This is a genomic window from Psychrobacillus sp. FSL H8-0510, assembly GCF_038008345.1.
Taxonomy (GTDB): Bacteria; Bacillota; Bacilli; order Bacillales_A; family Planococcaceae; genus Psychrobacillus; species Psychrobacillus psychrotolerans.
This window is the reverse complement of the sequence record NZ_JBBOYZ010000002.1, coordinates 374,793-392,286: the sequence shown is the minus strand read 5'-3', so window position 1 is coordinate 392,286 and position 17,494 is coordinate 374,793. Positions and strand designations below refer to the sequence as shown.

Annotated in this window: 32 protein-coding genes, 1 tRNA gene and 1 pseudogene; 3 read left to right on the top strand and 31 right to left on the bottom strand. The window is 36.4% G+C overall.

From position 1 onward, the window contains the following. Nucleotides 1-107: 107 nt before the first annotated feature. The 23 genes and pseudogenes from MHI40_RS21925 to MHI40_RS21815 form a co-directional block, all read right to left on the bottom strand. A complete protein-coding gene (locus MHI40_RS21925) occupies nt 108-710 on the bottom strand; it encodes a hypothetical protein (protein ID WP_340765547.1) in 603 nt (200 codons plus the stop codon). 17 nt (nt 711-727) lie between these two features. Then, complete coding sequence (locus tag MHI40_RS21920) at nt 728-913, bottom strand: hypothetical protein (RefSeq protein ID WP_340765545.1); 186 nt, start codon at nt 911-913, stop codon at nt 728-730. A gap of 322 nt (nt 914-1,235) precedes the next feature. Then, on the bottom strand, nt 1,236-1,364 hold the full coding sequence (locus MHI40_RS21915) for a hypothetical protein (RefSeq protein WP_340765543.1): 129 nt from the start codon (nt 1,362-1,364) through the stop codon (nt 1,236-1,238). A 57-nt stretch (nt 1,365-1,421) separates the two neighbouring features. Then, nucleotides 1,422-1,622 carry a hypothetical protein gene (locus MHI40_RS21910; protein ID WP_340765541.1) on the bottom strand — a complete coding sequence of 67 codons (201 nt, stop codon included), beginning with the start codon at nt 1,620-1,622 and terminating at the stop codon, nt 1,422-1,424. 61 nt (nt 1,623-1,683) lie between these two features. Next, nucleotides 1,684-1,908 (bottom strand): hypothetical protein, encoded by a 225-nt coding sequence (locus tag MHI40_RS21905; protein ID WP_340765539.1) that lies wholly within the window; start codon nt 1,906-1,908, stop codon nt 1,684-1,686. A 105-nt stretch (nt 1,909-2,013) separates the two neighbouring features. After that, the gene (locus MHI40_RS21900; RefSeq protein ID WP_340765537.1) at nt 2,014-2,724 is read right to left on the bottom strand and encodes a VWA domain-containing protein; all 711 of its coding nucleotides are present in this window, start codon (nt 2,722-2,724) and stop codon (nt 2,014-2,016) included. Between the two features lie 134 nt (nt 2,725-2,858). Then, on the bottom strand, nt 2,859-3,146 hold the full coding sequence (locus tag MHI40_RS21895; RefSeq protein ID WP_340765534.1) for a hypothetical protein: 288 nt from the start codon (nt 3,144-3,146) through the stop codon (nt 2,859-2,861). A 2-nt stretch (nt 3,147-3,148) separates the two neighbouring features. Then, nucleotides 3,149-3,547, bottom strand: a complete 399-nt coding sequence (locus tag MHI40_RS21890) for a hypothetical protein (RefSeq protein WP_340765532.1) — start codon at nt 3,545-3,547, stop codon at nt 3,149-3,151. 56 nt (nt 3,548-3,603) lie between these two features. Beyond that, nucleotides 3,604-3,861: a hypothetical protein gene (locus MHI40_RS21885; RefSeq protein ID WP_340765531.1), complete on the bottom strand. Its 258-nt coding sequence runs from the start codon at nt 3,859-3,861 to the stop codon at nt 3,604-3,606. A gap of 15 nt (nt 3,862-3,876) precedes the next feature. Beyond that, nucleotides 3,877-4,158 (bottom strand): hypothetical protein, encoded by a 282-nt coding sequence (locus tag MHI40_RS21880; RefSeq protein ID WP_340765529.1) that lies wholly within the window; start codon nt 4,156-4,158, stop codon nt 3,877-3,879. A 216-nt stretch (nt 4,159-4,374) separates the two neighbouring features. After that, the gene (locus MHI40_RS21875; RefSeq protein WP_340765526.1) at nt 4,375-4,941 is read right to left on the bottom strand and encodes an HD domain-containing protein; all 567 of its coding nucleotides are present in this window, start codon (nt 4,939-4,941) and stop codon (nt 4,375-4,377) included. Between the two features lie 44 nt (nt 4,942-4,985). Next, nucleotides 4,986-5,285, bottom strand: coding sequence for a hypothetical protein (locus tag MHI40_RS21870; RefSeq protein ID WP_340765524.1), 300 nt, complete (start codon nt 5,283-5,285; stop codon nt 4,986-4,988). A 219-nt stretch (nt 5,286-5,504) separates the two neighbouring features. After that, complete coding sequence (locus tag MHI40_RS21865; protein WP_340765522.1) at nt 5,505-5,828, bottom strand: DUF7447 family protein; 324 nt, start codon at nt 5,826-5,828, stop codon at nt 5,505-5,507. A 121-nt stretch (nt 5,829-5,949) separates the two neighbouring features. After that, a complete protein-coding gene (locus tag MHI40_RS21860) occupies nt 5,950-6,294 on the bottom strand; it encodes a hypothetical protein (RefSeq protein ID WP_340765520.1) in 345 nt (114 codons plus the stop codon). A gap of 31 nt (nt 6,295-6,325) precedes the next feature. Next, nucleotides 6,326-6,757: a hypothetical protein gene (locus MHI40_RS21855; RefSeq protein ID WP_340765518.1), complete on the bottom strand. Its 432-nt coding sequence runs from the start codon at nt 6,755-6,757 to the stop codon at nt 6,326-6,328. A 25-nt stretch (nt 6,758-6,782) separates the two neighbouring features. Beyond that, complete coding sequence (locus MHI40_RS21850; RefSeq protein ID WP_340765517.1) at nt 6,783-7,142, bottom strand: hypothetical protein; 360 nt, start codon at nt 7,140-7,142, stop codon at nt 6,783-6,785. A gap of 50 nt (nt 7,143-7,192) precedes the next feature. Beyond that, the gene (locus MHI40_RS21845) at nt 7,193-7,747 is read right to left on the bottom strand and encodes a guanylate kinase (RefSeq protein WP_340765514.1); all 555 of its coding nucleotides are present in this window, start codon (nt 7,745-7,747) and stop codon (nt 7,193-7,195) included. A gap of 24 nt (nt 7,748-7,771) precedes the next feature. Next, nucleotides 7,772-7,903, bottom strand: coding sequence for a hypothetical protein (locus MHI40_RS21840; RefSeq protein WP_340765513.1), 132 nt, complete (start codon nt 7,901-7,903; stop codon nt 7,772-7,774). Between the two features lie 104 nt (nt 7,904-8,007). Beyond that, a complete protein-coding gene (locus MHI40_RS21835; protein WP_340765511.1) occupies nt 8,008-8,361 on the bottom strand; it encodes a hypothetical protein in 354 nt (117 codons plus the stop codon). 45 nt (nt 8,362-8,406) lie between these two features. Further along, nucleotides 8,407-8,706, bottom strand: a complete 300-nt coding sequence (locus tag MHI40_RS21830) for a hypothetical protein (RefSeq protein WP_340765510.1) — start codon at nt 8,704-8,706, stop codon at nt 8,407-8,409. 215 nt (nt 8,707-8,921) lie between these two features. Then, nucleotides 8,922-9,086 (bottom strand): annotated as a pseudogene (locus MHI40_RS21825) (DNA-directed RNA polymerase subunit alpha C-terminal domain-containing protein); the annotation flags it as partial. A gap of 74 nt (nt 9,087-9,160) precedes the next feature. Beyond that, a complete protein-coding gene (locus MHI40_RS21820) occupies nt 9,161-9,463 on the bottom strand; it encodes a hypothetical protein (RefSeq protein ID WP_340765509.1) in 303 nt (100 codons plus the stop codon). Between the two features lie 178 nt (nt 9,464-9,641). Further along, nucleotides 9,642-9,724: transfer RNA gene (locus MHI40_RS21815), tRNA-Leu, on the bottom strand. Between the two features lie 1,087 nt (nt 9,725-10,811). On the opposite strand from MHI40_RS21815, the gene MHI40_RS21810 reads away from it, so the two are divergent. The 3 genes from MHI40_RS21810 (at nt 10,812) to MHI40_RS21800 (ending at nt 14,284) form a co-directional block, all read left to right on the top strand. Further along, a complete protein-coding gene (locus MHI40_RS21810; protein ID WP_340765508.1) occupies nt 10,812-11,033 on the top strand; it encodes a hypothetical protein in 222 nt (73 codons plus the stop codon). A 76-nt stretch (nt 11,034-11,109) separates the two neighbouring features. Continuing rightward, nucleotides 11,110-11,316 (top strand): hypothetical protein, encoded by a 207-nt coding sequence (locus MHI40_RS21805; RefSeq protein WP_340765506.1) that lies wholly within the window; start codon nt 11,110-11,112, stop codon nt 11,314-11,316. 226 nt (nt 11,317-11,542) lie between these two features. Further along, complete coding sequence (locus MHI40_RS21800; RefSeq protein WP_340765503.1) at nt 11,543-14,284, top strand: hypothetical protein; 2,742 nt, start codon at nt 11,543-11,545, stop codon at nt 14,282-14,284. A 71-nt stretch (nt 14,285-14,355) separates the two neighbouring features. Here the strand turns inward: MHI40_RS21800 and MHI40_RS21795 are convergent, their stop codons facing one another. The 8 genes from MHI40_RS21795 to MHI40_RS21760 all read right to left on the bottom strand — a co-directional run bounded on the left by MHI40_RS21795 (nt 14,356) and on the right by MHI40_RS21760 (nt 17,284). Next, entirely contained in the window at nt 14,356-14,736 is a 381-nt protein-coding gene (locus MHI40_RS21795; RefSeq protein WP_340765501.1) for a hypothetical protein, read from the bottom strand. Then, entirely contained in the window at nt 14,736-15,083 is a 348-nt protein-coding gene (locus MHI40_RS21790; protein WP_340765499.1) for a hypothetical protein, read from the bottom strand. Before MHI40_RS21790 ends, MHI40_RS21795 begins: the two co-directional genes overlap by 1 nt. Before the next feature lie 111 nt (nt 15,084-15,194). Next, complete coding sequence (locus tag MHI40_RS21785) at nt 15,195-15,686, bottom strand: hypothetical protein (RefSeq protein WP_340765497.1); 492 nt, start codon at nt 15,684-15,686, stop codon at nt 15,195-15,197. A 96-nt stretch (nt 15,687-15,782) separates the two neighbouring features. Continuing rightward, nucleotides 15,783-16,037 (bottom strand): hypothetical protein, encoded by a 255-nt coding sequence (locus MHI40_RS21780; RefSeq protein ID WP_340765495.1) that lies wholly within the window; start codon nt 16,035-16,037, stop codon nt 15,783-15,785. Between the two features lie 18 nt (nt 16,038-16,055). Further along, on the bottom strand, nt 16,056-16,466 hold the full coding sequence (locus MHI40_RS21775; protein WP_340765494.1) for a hypothetical protein: 411 nt from the start codon (nt 16,464-16,466) through the stop codon (nt 16,056-16,058). Between the two features lie 2 nt (nt 16,467-16,468). Further along, nucleotides 16,469-16,726, bottom strand: coding sequence for a DUF7446 family protein (locus MHI40_RS21770; protein ID WP_340765493.1), 258 nt, complete (start codon nt 16,724-16,726; stop codon nt 16,469-16,471). 2 nt (nt 16,727-16,728) lie between these two features. After that, entirely contained in the window at nt 16,729-17,001 is a 273-nt protein-coding gene (locus tag MHI40_RS21765; RefSeq protein WP_340765491.1) for a DUF6440 family protein, read from the bottom strand. A gap of 4 nt (nt 17,002-17,005) precedes the next feature. Then, on the bottom strand, nt 17,006-17,284 hold the full coding sequence (locus tag MHI40_RS21760) for a DUF6440 family protein (RefSeq protein ID WP_340765489.1): 279 nt from the start codon (nt 17,282-17,284) through the stop codon (nt 17,006-17,008). Nucleotides 17,285-17,494 lie beyond the last annotated feature (210 nt).

Sequence of the window (17,494 nt, the reverse complement as noted above, 5' to 3'; positions counted from 1 at the left end):
AGTTGCAAACAATAAGAAAAGACACCCCTAAGGATGTCTAGTTTGCGGTGTTTCTTTTTCTAGTTGTTCTGGATCGTCGATGTAAAATCCCCACGGCGACTAAGCTTTCATTTCTTTGGATAAAAATGCCGAACAACAAATTTATCTATTTGAATTTGCATTTTTGTTGAAACAAGCCAATCCGATAGAATTCTCGCAAAGATAAAGTGTAGGAGTGGGACTATTAAGGCCTGTATGATGTGTATGAACGTGTATATTGCGATAAAAGAAAAACCGTAAATGAGTGCATTGTCTAGTCTATTCGGGTCATCATCCATGACATTTAGTAAGCTTGTAGCAAAAGAATGCAGCGACTCAAAAGGCAACAAAACAACGGAAATCGTATATCCCAAAAATACTTGAAGGAATATGAATGGATAAGCAAAGAGATTCAAATCATATGCAGGATGTTTAGATATATAGTGTCCTGCGTTTATTAAAAACCACGATAGAATAACGACAAGGACTAAATGTATCATCCATACCGATGTCCAGTAGTGCAAAAACCAATCAGATAAATAAGAAAAGATCAATGCAGGAATAGCAAGGGAACTTGGTATAAGAAACATGTATTTAAGATACAATACAAAAATACCACCGTCATAATCTTCTGGTTTAAAAGTTTTTCCCATCATATATCCTTCCGAAAATGACTTGTTGCTGAAATGCATATGGTTACAACTCCTATTTAGATTATTTTTACCAATCCAATGATTTCTATCGACCTCATATCTAAAAATTTAACCGATTTGATTTTTGTTAACTTTCCGACTGTATCACCCTCCAACTGGATTTCCATCCCTTGAGTAACGTCAAATGGAATGCTTCTAATCATTCGAAAAACTTTAGACTTACTAATTACTTTTTCAGTCATAACTCCACCCCTAAATACATTTGTTGGTTAACCGGAAACAAAAATACAAAAAAAAGCCGACTAAGTTTAAATACTCCATTAAAGAACCTCCATACCTATAACCTTGAATATGATAGGAACAATTATTAATACGAAAAGTATAAACATAGCGTTTTTTATAATCATTTTCTTTTTCCCTTCTGATACTGGCACATTATGAATATACATATTAATTGCAGTGACTAAAAGCATAATGAATATAATATATCCAAAAAGTATTTTTAAAGTCATGTAATCTATCCCTCAGTTTCTTCATTGCAGCACATTATGGTCGATCTGTGAATTAATCTTGTTTTATGTCTTCAACAAATTTGTCGCTTTTAGTTTGCTTTAAATCAGATTCAAATTGTTCTTTTGAAACATTGTCATAGTAACTATCAATTTCCTTTGATAGTTGATTTTCGTCCCACATTTTCTTTCCTCCTTCACTATATGTGTCTACTGCGACAGAATACGGTCGAACTACACATCAACTTTTTTGTAAATAAAAATCTTTTAAATGTTTAAACTGTTCAACAAGTTCTTTTATTTGAGGATTGTAAATACGTGTTGGTGTCTCATAATATTCACCCATATACAAGCCGAAAACTTCTTCACTATTCGAATGTAGTACTTCTTCGAGTTCTTGATTGCTGATTAAATCTTCTTTTGCTATATAATTATTAGCCATATTTACTCCTCCTTGTGATACAGTTTGTGTCTACTGAAACTTCGTAGAATTGTACTTAGTGTTAGTCAGCTAATGCTTTTCGTGCTATTTCTCCACCATCTTCTGCTAAACGAGTATTGGGATGTTCTTTCTTTGCATAAAGATACTTGGTGCCATCCGCATAAAAATGCAATGCTTTTTCATATCGTTTGACCTTTTCTTCCAATTCTTTTAAGTGTGAATTATTTTGATTTTGCATACCTGAAAGAATCATATTTTCGTATTCCTGTTTAATTGGTTTATCCATAATTTTCTCCTTTCAAAGGTCGTAAAGTTTGTCTCTCCAATTTTTTTTGGATTATATAAGTAATCCTAAAAAAGACGCCCGTCTGGACGTCTTTAAGTTTCTCAGTTAAGAGAGCAACCCTTTAGCCTTTATTTCTTGTAGCCAAGAAGGAAATTCCGTCAATAGCTTTTCATATAACTCTTCATCCGTTGTTTTTTTCAAGTTGGAAACTTTGAAGAAATCGGCGTTATCTACATATCGTCCTTCAAGATCATCCAACTTCTGCAAGAATTTTAATGGTTCATTTCCAATTCCAACGAATTGCCAAAAGATTGGCTGATTTGCACTTTCTCGGATTAGACGTTCTGTCTCTTTTTCGTCAGAATTGTCTCCGTCTGTAATAAAGAACACGAACGTCGGATGAGTTGGTTTGACAGCCTCTGTACTTTTCTTACCAAACAGACTGCCGAGTCTTCCTTTTTTCTCTGTACCGCTATACTTCGCAATGATTTCCTTCATGACAGGGGCATAATTCGTCCCGCCGTCGGCTGACATCTTCTTGTCTCTTACGAAGTTCGCATGATTCTCTTCTGTTGCTACCCCGATATACTTCGACCCTTGATTAAACTGGAAAACATCGATTTCTTTGTTAGCATCCATATTCATCCCGATACCCAGTAATCGCTCTACCAAATTTTGCACGGTCCCATCACTGTATAGACGATACATGGAACCAGAACGATCAATTGCGACTACGATCTCTGCTTTTACCTCTACCAGCTTCTTCTTTTCCAGTACGATTTTCGCTTTTTTTGTTAAGTCGATTAGATTCCCCATGTTTGACCACTCCCTATTCCCTCAATTTTTATAGTTGCGTTGATTTGTTTATCTTTCTTTATTATACACACACTATATACTATTGTCAACAGTATTCGTATAATGTATACTACAGACAAGAAATATGATTTTACTTATTCAGTACTTTTAGGTTCTTCTGTTAGGTACTTGTCAGGGATTCTTACGATCGGAATAAGAGCTAGTTGTTTAAAAAACAAACAAATCAATGCGAGTACTAAAGGCATTAAATCTATGATTATCAACAATATGTGCCAAACTCGTATATTTTTCTCTTCGTTTCCGAAATACGATTCTTTTATTCCCAGATAACCGAACATACAAACTCGTATGAGCGAGTAAAAGAAATAGACTAAAATGAAACTAAATACTAAATACGAATTGTCGCTTAACCATTCTTCCATATTCAGAATCTCTCCTTTTCTCTACTCTGAGTTTGATACACAACAGCATATAACCCATTTTTCAGGGGATGATTAGGCAATATGATTTTTGTCCAAAAGCCTTCTCTGATAATTCTCTTTGCGTTTCCTCTCTCATTAAACGGACTCTCAACTTTGGAGTTTACCAGGAAAAAAGTATGTCGTATCTCACTTGCACAATGAATAGCATCACTCATTTCTTCACTTTCTTCAAATCGTTCATCGCCCATTATCCCTCGAAAGACATCCTCCGTATCTGTTTTAGCTTTGAACCCATTTCCTAAAATAACTGTTATCTTGTCTTCTTGGTCTATAAAAGAAAGGACTTCCTCTTTAGTTAGTTTTAGGGTATTGTCATCATCAAAATTGAGTATATTATTCATGGATATATCCCCCATTATTTATAGTTTTTTAATCGAGTTAATAGAGTTAGCATTTATCACGGCAATTCAACATTGCAAATAGGAACTCCATTTTCTAATCTAGGCGTTATAGATACGGCAAGACCGTTCACAGTCCTTCCATAAGATTCTATATATTCACAGCCAGTTTCTGTATCAACAACGATGCTATAGTTGGAATTTCCGCCCTCTATAAAACTAATTTCATCCGCCTTAGTCTTTGGTGTAGCTGTGCTACAGGATACCAACAGAACAACTACAAGGAACACGAAAACTATACTACCTATCTTTTTCATTTAAGCACCCCTTTCTTATTCTTCTGATTCAAAGTCGAATCTTTCTTTCAACTTTAGGATTTCTTGTTCATGAAATTCTAATTGTTTTTTTGCATTATCTTTTTCCTCTTCTACTATATGTTCGTAGCAACTTTCACAGTAGATATTGTCATCGTATATGGCCCAAGAACTTCTAACTTCGTGACCGCAACCATCCATTTCGCAATGTTGATTTTGAAAATGTCTCTTATAGAATTTCAATTGTTCTTCGACGCTGAATCGCTCTACATTTTGTCTACGTATGTTCTTTATGCTCACTTAAAACCCGCTCCCCCCAAATCTTGATCAACAGTATCCATACTTTCATGTGCTTTCACCATTTATTTTTTTGCTAACAGAAGGTATTTTGTCCATACTGAATAACAAAAAGGCGTGCTTATCATGAACAGTGCATTGGCTGTCCTGCCCATAATTATCTGCTACACATTAATTATCTATCTTGTTTTTATAAAACAATGGCACGATTAATTATTTCTAGCTTTTCATTCGTTCCATATTGAAAAATAATTCAACAGCTGCTTCGTATTCATGAAAAAAGGAAGGTATTTCTTCTGGGAAAAGATTTACCTTCCCACTTTTTGCTACTCCAGCAAAGTACCAGTACTGTTGTTTCTTCCCTCTTTTGAAACATTTCCAAATTTCATCTCCTAGTTTCTCATAATTACGCATAAGTTCTAAAAGATTAGCGTATTTATCAGCTACAACAAGAGCTTTCTTATTTAATATCGCCCCTTTAAGCTGTTTAATGGTGTGTTCCTTTCGTTCTTCCCAAGTACCTTCTTTATCTTCGGTATTGAAGGCAACTAACTCGGCAATAACGTTACCAAATTCTCTTCGAATATCTTCTATTTTAATATCTGTATCTTCTACAATGTCATGAAGAAAACCAGAAACGACAACTTCTGCAGAAAAGCCTGCGTCTTGAAGGATTTTTGCAACATGTAATGGATGTACTATATAAGGAGCACCGGAAGTTTTTCTCGTTTGCCCATCATGTGCTTTAAAAGCAAATTCTTTTCCTTTTTGAATTAGTTCATTCATGATTTTCCTCCCTCTATTATTTCCATATTAATAATGCCCACTAATTAATCAGCGAGATACTCTTCTAGTTCTTCTTTTCCAATAAACCCTATCCGGTAATAAAGCATTGCCGTTTCCTTACACATTCGTTGAGGATTATCCCTGTTCATCAGAGTGGTTTTTCCATAATCGAACTGAGATTTGTGCATCAAGATAAAAGGCATTTTTCTACTTTTCATTAAGCTTTCTTCTGTTAATACTTCCTCATTATTTAATTCTGTTTTGCTAAAATCGGCATGCAGTTTGTATATCTTGTGATCATCTAATGTAATGAGTATTTTGTGCGTCTCAAATGGCATTTTCATGTTTCTATCTCCCTTAATATTTCTCAATTTACTTTGGATTTCTCTTTTAATGGTGAATCCGACCATGATTTCTTAAAATACCTCGCTCTAAGTACAAGAAGAACTCAACTTAAATCTTATCGATAAAAGAAACTTTACGAAACTATTTATATACTGTAGTATACATAAATATTTTAATGTAGTCAACATTGAAATAAAAAGACGTCCATCTGGACGTCTCTAGGCAGGCATGCTATCTTTTGTAATCGAATCCCTTATAACCATTTCTTTTCGTGCTCTTTTTGCATCACTTAGATAATGATACTGTTGAAAATTTCCAAGGGTCACTACTTCGCTAGTTGAGGTATCAAACCATCTTAATGTATATTTTCTAGTCTCATTATTAAAATTTGACCACTCTGAAGTAATAAAAATGTTTTTTGCATTCGGAGGAGCCTCAATTCTCGTGCCAAAAAAGTTAATTGCTCCTTTATCAAACCAACTTTGACCAGTTTCCTTGTTCTTTCTTTTCATTTCACTAATAGATAGTTTCAAGTCATTCACTTTCTCATTCTCCTTTTTGTATTTTATTGATATTCTATCGTATGCATTTTTAACTATCCTTATCATCAAGTAAGACGTGCATGACGCAAAAAAAAGACGCCCTATAGGACGTCTCTAAGACTTAAATTTGTTCAATATAGAGAAGAATTACTTCTTTCCACTCTATTTTTTCCATACGATTACTCAACATCAGTTCAAAATTTACTTCTTTCACTCCCGGTGCCTTACCAAATTCCTCATAATCCTGCTCTAGCAATTCGGACATGTATTCCTCAAGTTCCTCTTCATCTTTACTTCTAATGTAAATTCTTTCATCGGTCGAATAGTATTGTTCCAATGATACCTTTCCCAATTTTCCTTGATAAGAAGAATAATCTTCCCCAATTACATCCTCATATACCATCGGAATGACTTCCATTTGCGGATTTTCTTGCATGAGTCTAAAGAGCTCTTTTTGATTGTCCATATACAACTCTCCTTTTATATTATTCACCTATTTATTGCACGTATACAAGTATCTCTATATCTGTATCCTTGAAAATATCAAGGATTAGTTCTCTGGATACATCCCAATCTAAACGTTCTGAACCAGCACCAATCTGCGGCATAGCAATTTTTTGCAAACCCTTTTCGATGGCTATGTCTCTCATATGAGCAAGAGCATCGTTAAGCGTTGTATAAGTCGGCTTTGACCAGGAAAGCTTTTTGGTGATCAGATTCATCACCCTTCCCGACTGTACGCATGTACCCACTCGAAACGGCTTAATCCTAGCCTTTTCTGTTAAGTGAAACAGGTTAAAGTGTTTTTTTAACGCTTTCTCATTACCTTCTTCCATCCTCGCGTCCCCACTTATAGAATGAACGACTGTATAATCATCCTTAATCTCCATCAAATCTTGGATACCTGCTGTAATCTCTTCATATTTCATCTTCTATACCCCCTAATTATTCTTATTAAATATATGCACCTATATGATGTCCCGACAGTATTCCTCTCTCCTGTAAAAAGCCCATCCACTCTTCCACCTTTTCATTAATAGCTAATGCAATAGAATGAGTTGAATCTCTTTCTAGTATGCTTTGATAGTCATAAGGCTGCAGGAAATTCTCGTCTAAGACTTCAATTGCTAAATCTTTTGGGTTCTTTTTTGGGATAGTTACATTGAGAGTCACATTTTTATGAACTCCTCTGCAAAAATACCATGTCGGGTTCTGGTAATCAGTGAATCCTGCTGCTCTCATTTCTTTTTCTGGCAACAGGTGTGCCTGTATTGCTAAGTTGGTCCCGTTTTTACGCGTCTGTATCTTCTCCATCGAAAACACACTCCTCCTTTTTGGTACTGTTCGCTTCTGAACTATATGTGTCACGCGTGTTGCATGACACCTGCAATAGACAGAAGCTCTTCTTTTGATTTTTCTAAGTCTATATTTACAATAATGGCATCGGCCAAGTAGGCTTGGTCAAATTCTTTTCCTTTAATTGACTGTTGGATACGTGCTTGGATATTCGCCTCGCTCTCTCCCCGTCCTCTTAATCTTGTTTCTATTAATTCTGGTGGCATAGTGATATAAACACAAACAAGCATATCTCCATAGCGTTCCTTCAATTGCATCATGCCGTTCTTTTCCACAACAGCAAAGATTATTTCGGACTCCCTGAATCGCTTGTCTATTTCTTCGATAGATATGCCATATAAATTCAATCCGTTGGATGAAGGATATTCATTTTGTTCAGCAAGTGAAATTTCTTTGATTTCCTCTTTTGAACGAAAATAATAGTCCACTCCTTCTAATTCTCCCTCCCTTGGATTCCTACTTGTTACGGAAATCGCTTCAGGTACCCCTAAGGATTTAAGAAATTTTGCTAAAGTTGATTTCCCAACTCCAGATGGTCCATAAAGTACAATCATCTTTTTCATGTTCATTCTCCTTTTTAAATAGTTTTATTTGTATTTAGCGTTTTTTCGCGTGTAGGATCCTTTGCCCTTTAGATTTTTCTTTACTTTTGTGACAGGAGAAATAGTCCATTCTGTTCGTCCCCACCCTAACGTTCCAATTGTTTTTCTTTTTTTCATTTCAGACACCTCTTCACAGAAGCAATCGCTTCTCCTATTTGATTTTCATCTATATATAATACGCAGGAGCAGTCCTTATCATTCGAGCATAAAAAAAAGACCAACTAAGAGGCCTTTTTAATATGTGTTGCAAATAATCGATAAGCTTCATCGCTGTCCAGGATAGACTTGGCCAGAATTGCTAAAGCTTGTGTTCTTGGATCCACCGTTTGACTGATATCGGTTAACAGTGTTGTGACCTTGGGTTTTTGGTCTAACTGATTGCCAACAATGTCACGAACCGATTGACTAGCTAAATGTCGGAAAAAGGGTTCGTTTCCGATCAGTAAGTCATTAAAGATAACAATAAAGCGAGTTGCCATAGCCATATTCGCTATTCGTACAGAGCGGAGCTCCTCTCTTTCTTCTTTTTCTGTTACCTCTCTCATTCTTCCAATAATATTGATTGTTTTACTCATTGAATATTCTCCTTTTTTTATAGTTCATCTTGGAAACTAAAAATATTAACTCCCACACCCTTTTACTTCTCCGTTAATATCATAGTAAGGCGTTAGAAAAGCATTTTCAGATACCTTAGAAAGATATTGACATTTAGTAACCGTGTCTTCCAAAAGATCTGAATAGATATGTCCGAAAGAAGAAGGTATTTTTACTTGACCGATTATCTTAAACTGACTATCTTTTTCCCGTTCCTTTATTAATTCTTCTATTTTAGTATCATTGATATATTCTTTATATTCCCCTGTATATCCACAGCCAGAGATTAATAAGACTAGAAAGAATAAAATTACAAGCTTCTTCACAAGACAACACCTCCCATGAAAAATTACGATTTCTTCAGTACAATTTCCACAGATTCAAATGTCCAATCTCCCAATGCATTCGTATTTTGCTGGATAAATTCTTGTATCTTAGTCAAATTAACCACGCTACCTCTCTTTATGGCATCTTGTAGAACTTCTAAAACTAAAATGGATTCGTTTCTTTCTAGCATAATATCTTCACTCGTAGAAACCTGTTCCGCTAATTTAACCCTAATTTCTTCTACCGATTTTCTTCCAAGGTTCCGAATACGCATCATGTCATCTTCCGATAAGTTCTCGATTTCTTTCAGCGTATTTATTCCTGCTCGTTTCAAACAATTGTATGTGCGAACTGAAAATCGCAAATCCTCTAACGTCACTGTAGTCCCAAGGTTTTTCATTATAAAATCTCCTATTCTTTATATGTTTTTATCTGTATACAAGACAAGTTGGATCACCCTAATGCAAAGCTGCAGAATTTCGTTTCCACTACTTCTGTTTCCGTAAAACCTTTTTCTTCTGGGTTGTAGGCAAACCACTGTATCGTTTCTGTATGTGGGAAAACCCCTTCTTCAACGGATTCAATTACCACATATGGATACATAGATTCTTGAATATTTCCCCAGTTATTTTTGACAGATTCGAACGCTTCGTCTTTATCTGAGTAATAACCAAAGCTATGAGAATCTAATTGTTTTAACTCATTCATATTCGTTTGTTCTTTAATTAACATATTCATTCCAGTAATAAAATACATGGGGAACACTCCTCTTTGTCATGGACCTTTATTCGGTCCTGCTGTTTCGTTTCTTGTAAACAATATAACACCAATGTATACTGTAGTCAACAAAATATTGTCGAATAAAGCTTTACACTTTTATATAAATTCAATTAAAAAAGCCCACAAATTAATGTGAGCTTTACTACAGATTATATGCGGACAGAGGGAGTCGAACCCTCACGCCTTTTACAGCACTGGCTCCTCGGGCCAGCGTGTCTACCGTTCCACCACATCCGCTTTGTTCTAAAATGATTTAGAACGAAGAGAAAGCGAAGATTACCAATTCGAAAAAGGCATCTCTCTTCCTCGCTCGATCAAGTATACATGCGAAGATTCCACTTCGAACCTCCCCATAAAGCATCACTTTCAGCCACTGAGCATCCATTGCTCTCGAAGAGGAGCTACCTCTTTCTCCACAATGTCTGGATCTATCTCAGGAGGGACTGCTTACCCTCAAAACCCGCATCGCATGGTAGATTTGTATTTTTTCTGGGATTTCCTCCCTAGAAATATCTCATTCTGTTTGATGGCAGAATTATGCAGGTTTGCATCCGACTTCATTTATACGTGTGTTGCCACACTTCAACTGCCAACCGATTTAAACGTTCGGGCGTGGAATTACGTATTAACCACTCTACATCATCCCGTATCTCGGCATTGTCTCGGACCGCTTTTGACTTCTCTATGGCTTGGCACCGCCACACACGACTCGTGACTCACTGTCACTATATAAGGTTTGTTCCGCCATTACAGACGACTGTTTACATCCCTGCGTGTCACGCGTGCGTTACCGGTTGCGACACCAGTATTTCCGCCACATGTGCTACTTGATCCAACGAGGATCATCTTGCCTTATTGTATGGTTTTGGCAACTTATTATTCCGGTTAGTAGTCGAACGAATGTCGAATATAAGTCGGAGAGATAATGCAAACCCTGAGTTTAACGATCAGATTTCGAACAAAAGTCGAGAGATTGTCGAACAGATGTCGAGAGTAAAGTGTGGGACCACTCGCAAGTTGTCCCCACATTTCCCATGCTTTTTGGACGCATCCGCTGAGTCGGGCAATGATCGCTGCTTATTTGCCACGCGTCATCTTTTCTATGATTCATCATATACAAATAAAATCCTATTGATTCCTCGTTTTTTGTCGAATACTAAAATGGAGCTTGTCAACATCTGAATTTTAGTAGGCAACAAGATGCCCTACCGTTATTCGGCACATGGAATAATTCAATCCGTTTATTACTACTATATAGCAGAACAAAAATATCTGGTGAACCGTGAGTTTGTGTAAAAAGGATAACGCAATAGGAGGAAACGCTATGAATAAACCAAAATGGATAAAGTCCAAAATCTTAGGGCATGTATTTGTCTTAATTATTCTACTAAGAGGACTGATGATAGGAATAGAGTTAGCATTCGATAGCAACGATGTAGAAAATGGTGTGATATTAATCATTATGATGGTAATAGTTATGATGATTGAAATTTACCGCATGGAGAAAGCAATAAAAAAAGGAAAACACACTCACCCATCTGATTGAGGAAGACAATCTTGTCCTCTCTATGGGCAACGAACGCAACCTCCCTTTGTTCTGAATTCGGAAGGAGGAATGCAAAATGAAAGGCTTGCTTTATACTGTATTAATTAGTTTTGTTGTATTTTATGTTGGGGTGTTTATTTTTGACATCAAACAGATGAAAGAATTACTGGAACACCTAAATGGTGCGTTCGGTATGGTATCTGGTATTTGTGGTGTTCTTGCTTTTATAGAAGAACGTAACGATGACGATGATGAAGACGAAAACGACAATAATCCTATCTAATAGGAAACAAGAAAAGCCCGCCCATTATCGGCAGGCTTTTTTTTTCATTTTTTTAGTAGATTTTTCTCGATCCCCTTTCTCTCCCTTGGCTTATTCGAACTTGTAAAGCTTTCCAAACGGAATAAATAAGAATGCTTTCTACTATATTAGAGAGCTACCAGGATTTCTATGGATTTCTTTTAGAAACGCATTGGAGCCAATAAAAATCAAAGGGAGATTTAACATTATGATGAAACAAAAGAAAAAAGCATTAAAAATTGGAATTTCTACTGCTATCGCAGCATCCGCATTTGTTGCAGTTGCACCTACACCACTACAAGCAGATGCAGCTTCAAATATGGATACACTTTTAAAAAATGCGAACAATGCAAGTACAGTATTGAAATGGGCTATTTCAGTTGAAGGTTCGGCTGATTTCAAAACGAGACCTTATGATGAATACAACACAGCAAAGAAAGCGATTGAAGTTGCAGAGAAGGCAATGACCAAGTTGTCTAATTCTGAAAAGTTAAGTGCCCAATCGAAACTTGTAGATCCGAAAATTCAAGTAACGCGAGCACAGAACTATATCGATGCAATTACATCTAGCGAGAAAATTATGGAACTTACAAAAAATTTAAACACAGCCATTGCTTCTGGAAAATTAGCAGATGTTGAAACTAGTTACCATAAAGCTACCGCTGAGTTCCGCAAACAAAGTGTTTTACTAGATCGGGTGTATGGACAAACAACAAGAGATGGCATTCGAAATGCAGTGAAGCCTCAATTAGAAAAGACCGTAGATTCTGTGAAGTATGACGTCACGCTAAAAATGTATGCAGATAAAGCTGCAGGTCATATCAAAAAGAAAGAGTATTCATTAGCAGCAAAAGAAATTGAAAAAGCACAATACATCATGACTTTGAAGGGTGTTAAGTTCACTTTCCAAAAAGAAGTGCAAAAGTTATTCGAAGATGTATATGCATCCCTACCGATCATGATTAGCGAACTCAAAGCAGATGGCAAGGATACTTTAACACTGTCATTGAATAAGCCATTCGAAGGCAAAGACTTACCCGCTATCACAGCTGATGCATTCAAGATAAAAGACTTAGATGTTAAATCTGCTAAATTATCAGTAGATAAGAAAAGCATTGTGATTAAAACAGAAAACCAAAAGTCCAACTATGAGTACGCTTTGACATGGAATAAGACTACCTACAAATTCGTTACTCCTAAAGGGGAACAGAAGGCTACTATTTCATTTAACAAATCTGGCGTAACTTTCTTAGAATCTACAGATTCCAATTCCCTAACGGCAACCTTCAAGAATAAAGATGGAACGCCGTATGTAGGCGAAGTGTCAATCAATTTAACGAAAGACAAGAAAGGCAAATCGACAGCAGTGATTTCTTCTGTTAATGGCGAAGCGGTGAAGTCCCCTTCTTCAACTTGGAAAGGATTTGCGAACCAACAGGGCTCAGTTGTATTTACGTATGCTGCAGCGAAAACAACAGATGAAACAACTCGTTCCGCTACACATGTCGTTCCGGAATTTAAAACACTAGATGGTGACGGAGTGACAGAATATGGCCCAATGACTCATTTCATGCAAGCTCAGTATAAAAATGCGAAGAAAGATATAGTTATTCCAGACTTCCATTTAGATACCGCACGTGACTATGTGTTCGCAGATGATGTGAAATGGTCTTGGGATTCAAATGACTTATTCTTTATTCGTGGTTCAGAAGTGAACCAAGAAACATTTGAGAAATCGATATCCAAAGGAGATAAATTATCTGTTATCTATGAAGCAAATACCAAAAATGTATCTAGCTGGACATTGCAGACAGATGGAACTGTATCAGCAGAATTAACATTTACAAATCCTTCTTCTGATAGCGTGACACTAGATGTATCTCAGTTTAAATTAGAAGGGACTGGAGAGCCCGGCAATATGATTCGTCTTTATCGTAATGGTTCATTCCTCGCTTCTGTGACGGTAGATAAAAACGGCCATTGGTCAACATCAACCAATTTAGAGGGTAACAAGGTTAACACATTTACCGCTTATCAATATTTACCTGGCACAGACGGGGAAAATGGAAAAAACTCGGTAGGAAAAGCAGAAGTTAAACTATTAGTTGGTGCATTTGCTGCTGAATCTATTAAGTTGAATGATCCTAATTTAGATGGATTGTCTATCGGGGATAGCCTGCACTTCACTTTCCTAAATAACGACAAGGGATTCGGACACGCTTTTGAAGACGGTTCTGCTGGAACGGTAACTCTCAAGGATGGCCAAGGCAAACAAGCAACAATCTCCATCAAGGAAGAAAAAGATGGAAAATCAAGTGAGATAGTCAAAATAGTTGATTTTGTTTATCTAGAGGAAGGGTTCTCACATAAGTCTTCACCATTTAACATCATTGCAGTGGAAGGTATGCAAAACAGAGACAAATTAGAATTCTCAGTTGATAAGTCTTCCAAGACGATTGCAGGAACAGAAGCTCCAGTTCCAGTTCCGGATGTAAAACCTGAACTGGAACCAAATCCAGCACCAGATCCAGAATTAGAAACTACCCCTGAGCAAGCTCCCTCTCTAGAGAGGATTGCTCTAGCTCAAGGGTTAATTGATGCATTACCGATGCTAGTAACCGAAGAAACTTTTCCCGAAGCAGAAATGAAATTAGGGGAGGCAAAAGCAGAACTTAACAAATTGTCAGAACATGAAAAAGATAAAGTGACCCAAACAAAATTAGGTGCACTTGAAAAACAAATCTCAGAACTTCGTTCGGCAATGCTGTTCACTTCTGTACAAAAGATGATCGATGAACTACCTTTAGAAGTTAATGAGGAAACATTATCTAGTATACAAGAAAAACTAGACGCTATTGAAAAAGACGTAAGTAAACTGTCATCTCTACAACAAGCGAAATTAGATTTCACTAAATTCGATGACTTGCAAATCATGATTATGGATTTATAATCATAACAACCAAAAAAACCTCATCCATTAACGGTGAGGTTTTTCTAATTGAGCTTATTAACAAGGGCCGTTTAGCGAAGAATTGCCTTGATTTGAGAAAGCTTTTCAGCATTTTCATCACTAAGAACTTCATTATTCACTATGAAACTGGCGTTTTGATATCCGTTTTCTAGATATATAGCAAAGCGTCCCTTATCATTTTTCCCCGAAACTCTAATTCCTTCAATCTCGCCATCCGATATGCCTTTTTTTATAATCCTTTCTTCAAACAATTCATCCCACTTTTTGAGAATAAATGCCTTCATATAGTTTTGCAAATCCTCTCCACAACTAAACGGCAATACTACTTCAAATGTCTCTCCGTCTCGATCCATTAGATTGAACACTAATTCAGACTCCAGTTCTTTTGGTTTTTCTGGATCTCGTTTAAAAAGTACTTGTTGTTCGACCATTAAGCAACCTCTTTCTCAGTAATATTCTTTAATCTCCATTTTTCGCCATCGTGTACGACCATAGCCGCTCCACCTTCTATAAAAGCAGGAGCAGATTCCACCGAAATTTTTTCATTATATTGACGGTAGTTTATTTCAAAACGCACATCCAAATACTCTCTTGTTCTGGATGTAGGTGGTAACAATAAAATCATATACGTCTCTGTCACTTTACTTACGTTTAAGATCATCGCCACTCCTTCTATTTCAGTCAATGGTCTTTTATTATCATGGAGCATTCCATTTTGATAAATAATATAGAAGGTAAAACCAAATCCTGCTAGCAGACCAAGGAAGTACCACGCCATACTGCCCTCTCCTTTACCTTACTTCTATTTGACTACCGCAAAACGTTTCATTCCAACACCTGTAACCGATATACCCAAATAGATTATTCGCTTATCACGAATAGCTTTTACTCATTTATTGCTTTGTTTCGTTGTTGACTTTGTTGTTTTTTTCGTTGGCTTTACATGCTTCGGTTTTTCTTTGACTGATGTTGATGTATGCTTTTCTTTATTGATTTTTTTTGGTGTGCTTACTTTTACGCTCTTTTCTAGATTCACTTGTTTAGATTTGCTTGTTGCTTGTTGTTTTTTTGTATCAACTTGTTTATTGGTAGTAGTTGAAGTTTTAGACTGATTCGTATTCTTTTTAGCTGATTGTTTTACTTTGTTTGAAGGATCTACTGCGATAGGTTTTTTTTTCGTCTTAGACTCGTTGCCTTCAAATTCAATATCTCCTTCACAATCTCCGTCTAAGTCAATTTCCCAATCTGGGTCTTCATCATTGTCTAAGATTATTTCTCCCTTTTCACAATTCGTAGCTACAGCTTGCTTCGTTTCGACTGTTGGTTGTGTACATCCAGACAGTAATAATATAAAGGATATTAGCAACATTATTTTTTTCATGACTAGTTGTCCTCCTATAATTTTTTCCTCGGATTCTATTTCCCTTTGCATAGTACGTTGTACTCCATCTTCTTCCTCGTAGTGTTCCCTAGAGCATTAGTCTGGTCCAATCTCTACTAAGAAGTGAAGAAACTCTGCCTCATTACTCGTCATCTTCTTGAGCCAACGCTTTGTACAGACATCCTTATTCCCATCACTATCAAGCAAAACAATTGTTTTACCACTACAAAACACAAAGGTCTGGCTATAGGAACAACCTCTCCACCCCATCCAGTACGTTTTCCCTATTTCTAACTTTTGTTCAAATGACCCATACCTGTGGCGTTTATTTCTAATCATGAATTTCTTCATCTATTAATCAAACCTTTCTCAGTTGTCTTGAGAGACACTTAACTCTTCCTCAATTTTAAGCGTTTCTTTATACGTCTCCGCATACTTTTTGCTAACTGTTTTCATGTCTTTTTCGCTCAGGAAGACAGTTGCAAACACTTTGTCCCCATTCATCATTACTTTCCACTTAGAGTAAACTGTTGTTTCCGTATTTTTTACTCGAATAAAATCTGTATGAAGTCTTCGAGCAACCATTGTTCCTTCGACTGTTTCGATATAAACGTTATAATCTTTATCAAAACGAATCTCGTCCACTAATACGGCTTCTTCCTTTTGTTTCGCTTCTTCTTTTGCCTCTTTTTCTTTCAACTTCTCTTCTGAATTACAACCCGATATAAATGAGAGGGAAAATAGAATAAGGAGTCCTAAGCTCATCATTCTTTTCTTCATGTCTACGCATCTCCCTTTTGTATTGGCTCCCAAGTAAGTTTCCCGAGAGTACTGGAGTAAGAACATTCTGTTTGTCCTTCTTCAAGCGAACCATTCATATGTTGCATTACTGCTAACAAACATTCTTTTGTGCGGTCTTCACTCTTATCAACAAAAAAAGTTAATCCTTTCACTTCCTGCTTTTTATTTACCTTGCCAATAACAATCTGATTCCCCAAAGCTGTAGAAGCTATTTTGTAATTTTCCCATTTGATCGGCATACTTACTCCTCCTCATTTTCATCTATTACGCCACAGACCTGTTCACCATTAGGTAGCATAAGTGGGGTTATCCCGCTTTGCCCAGATGTTCCTGCGTAAATGATATATTGACATCCAGTCAATTTATCCGTGGTGATTTTCAGGCGTTCACCTAACACATCAAACCTGTTTTCTCCGTTATCTTTCAGCTTTATGGTAGCAGCACCGCCTGATTGATTAGCACAACCACCAAGAAGAGAAATTATCAAAAGTAAACTCAGCACTATTTTACCCATGTTGTTATTCAACCTCTTTTTCTTTTTTACTATTCGTTAAATCCTCGCAGTCAGCTGTTCCGTCAGCCTTCATTAAAACAGTTAAAGCAACTGTCGAGCCATAACCATTACCGGTTGATTCTCGAATATATTTGCAGCCTGTTTCATTATCTTTCACTATTCGAACCGTACCTTCCAAACCAGCAAATCGCACTTCGTAGTTATTTACTTCTATAACACGTTGCTCTTCATTACATCCGCTTAATAGGAAAATTATTGAACTAACTAGAAATACCTTTTTCATTAAACTTCTCCTTTCTTTCTGTTTTTTTACATTTAATATTTGCGTTTATTCTCCGTTAGATATAAACAAGGTTAGTTTTTTCTACGATACTCAAAATCTTTTTATATACTATAGTATACGTTATATTATATTTGTCGTCAATAAATAGTTGTTAGTCAACGTTCGTTTGCTTATAAGGAATACTCCTACTGGGATTCCATATAATGCAAA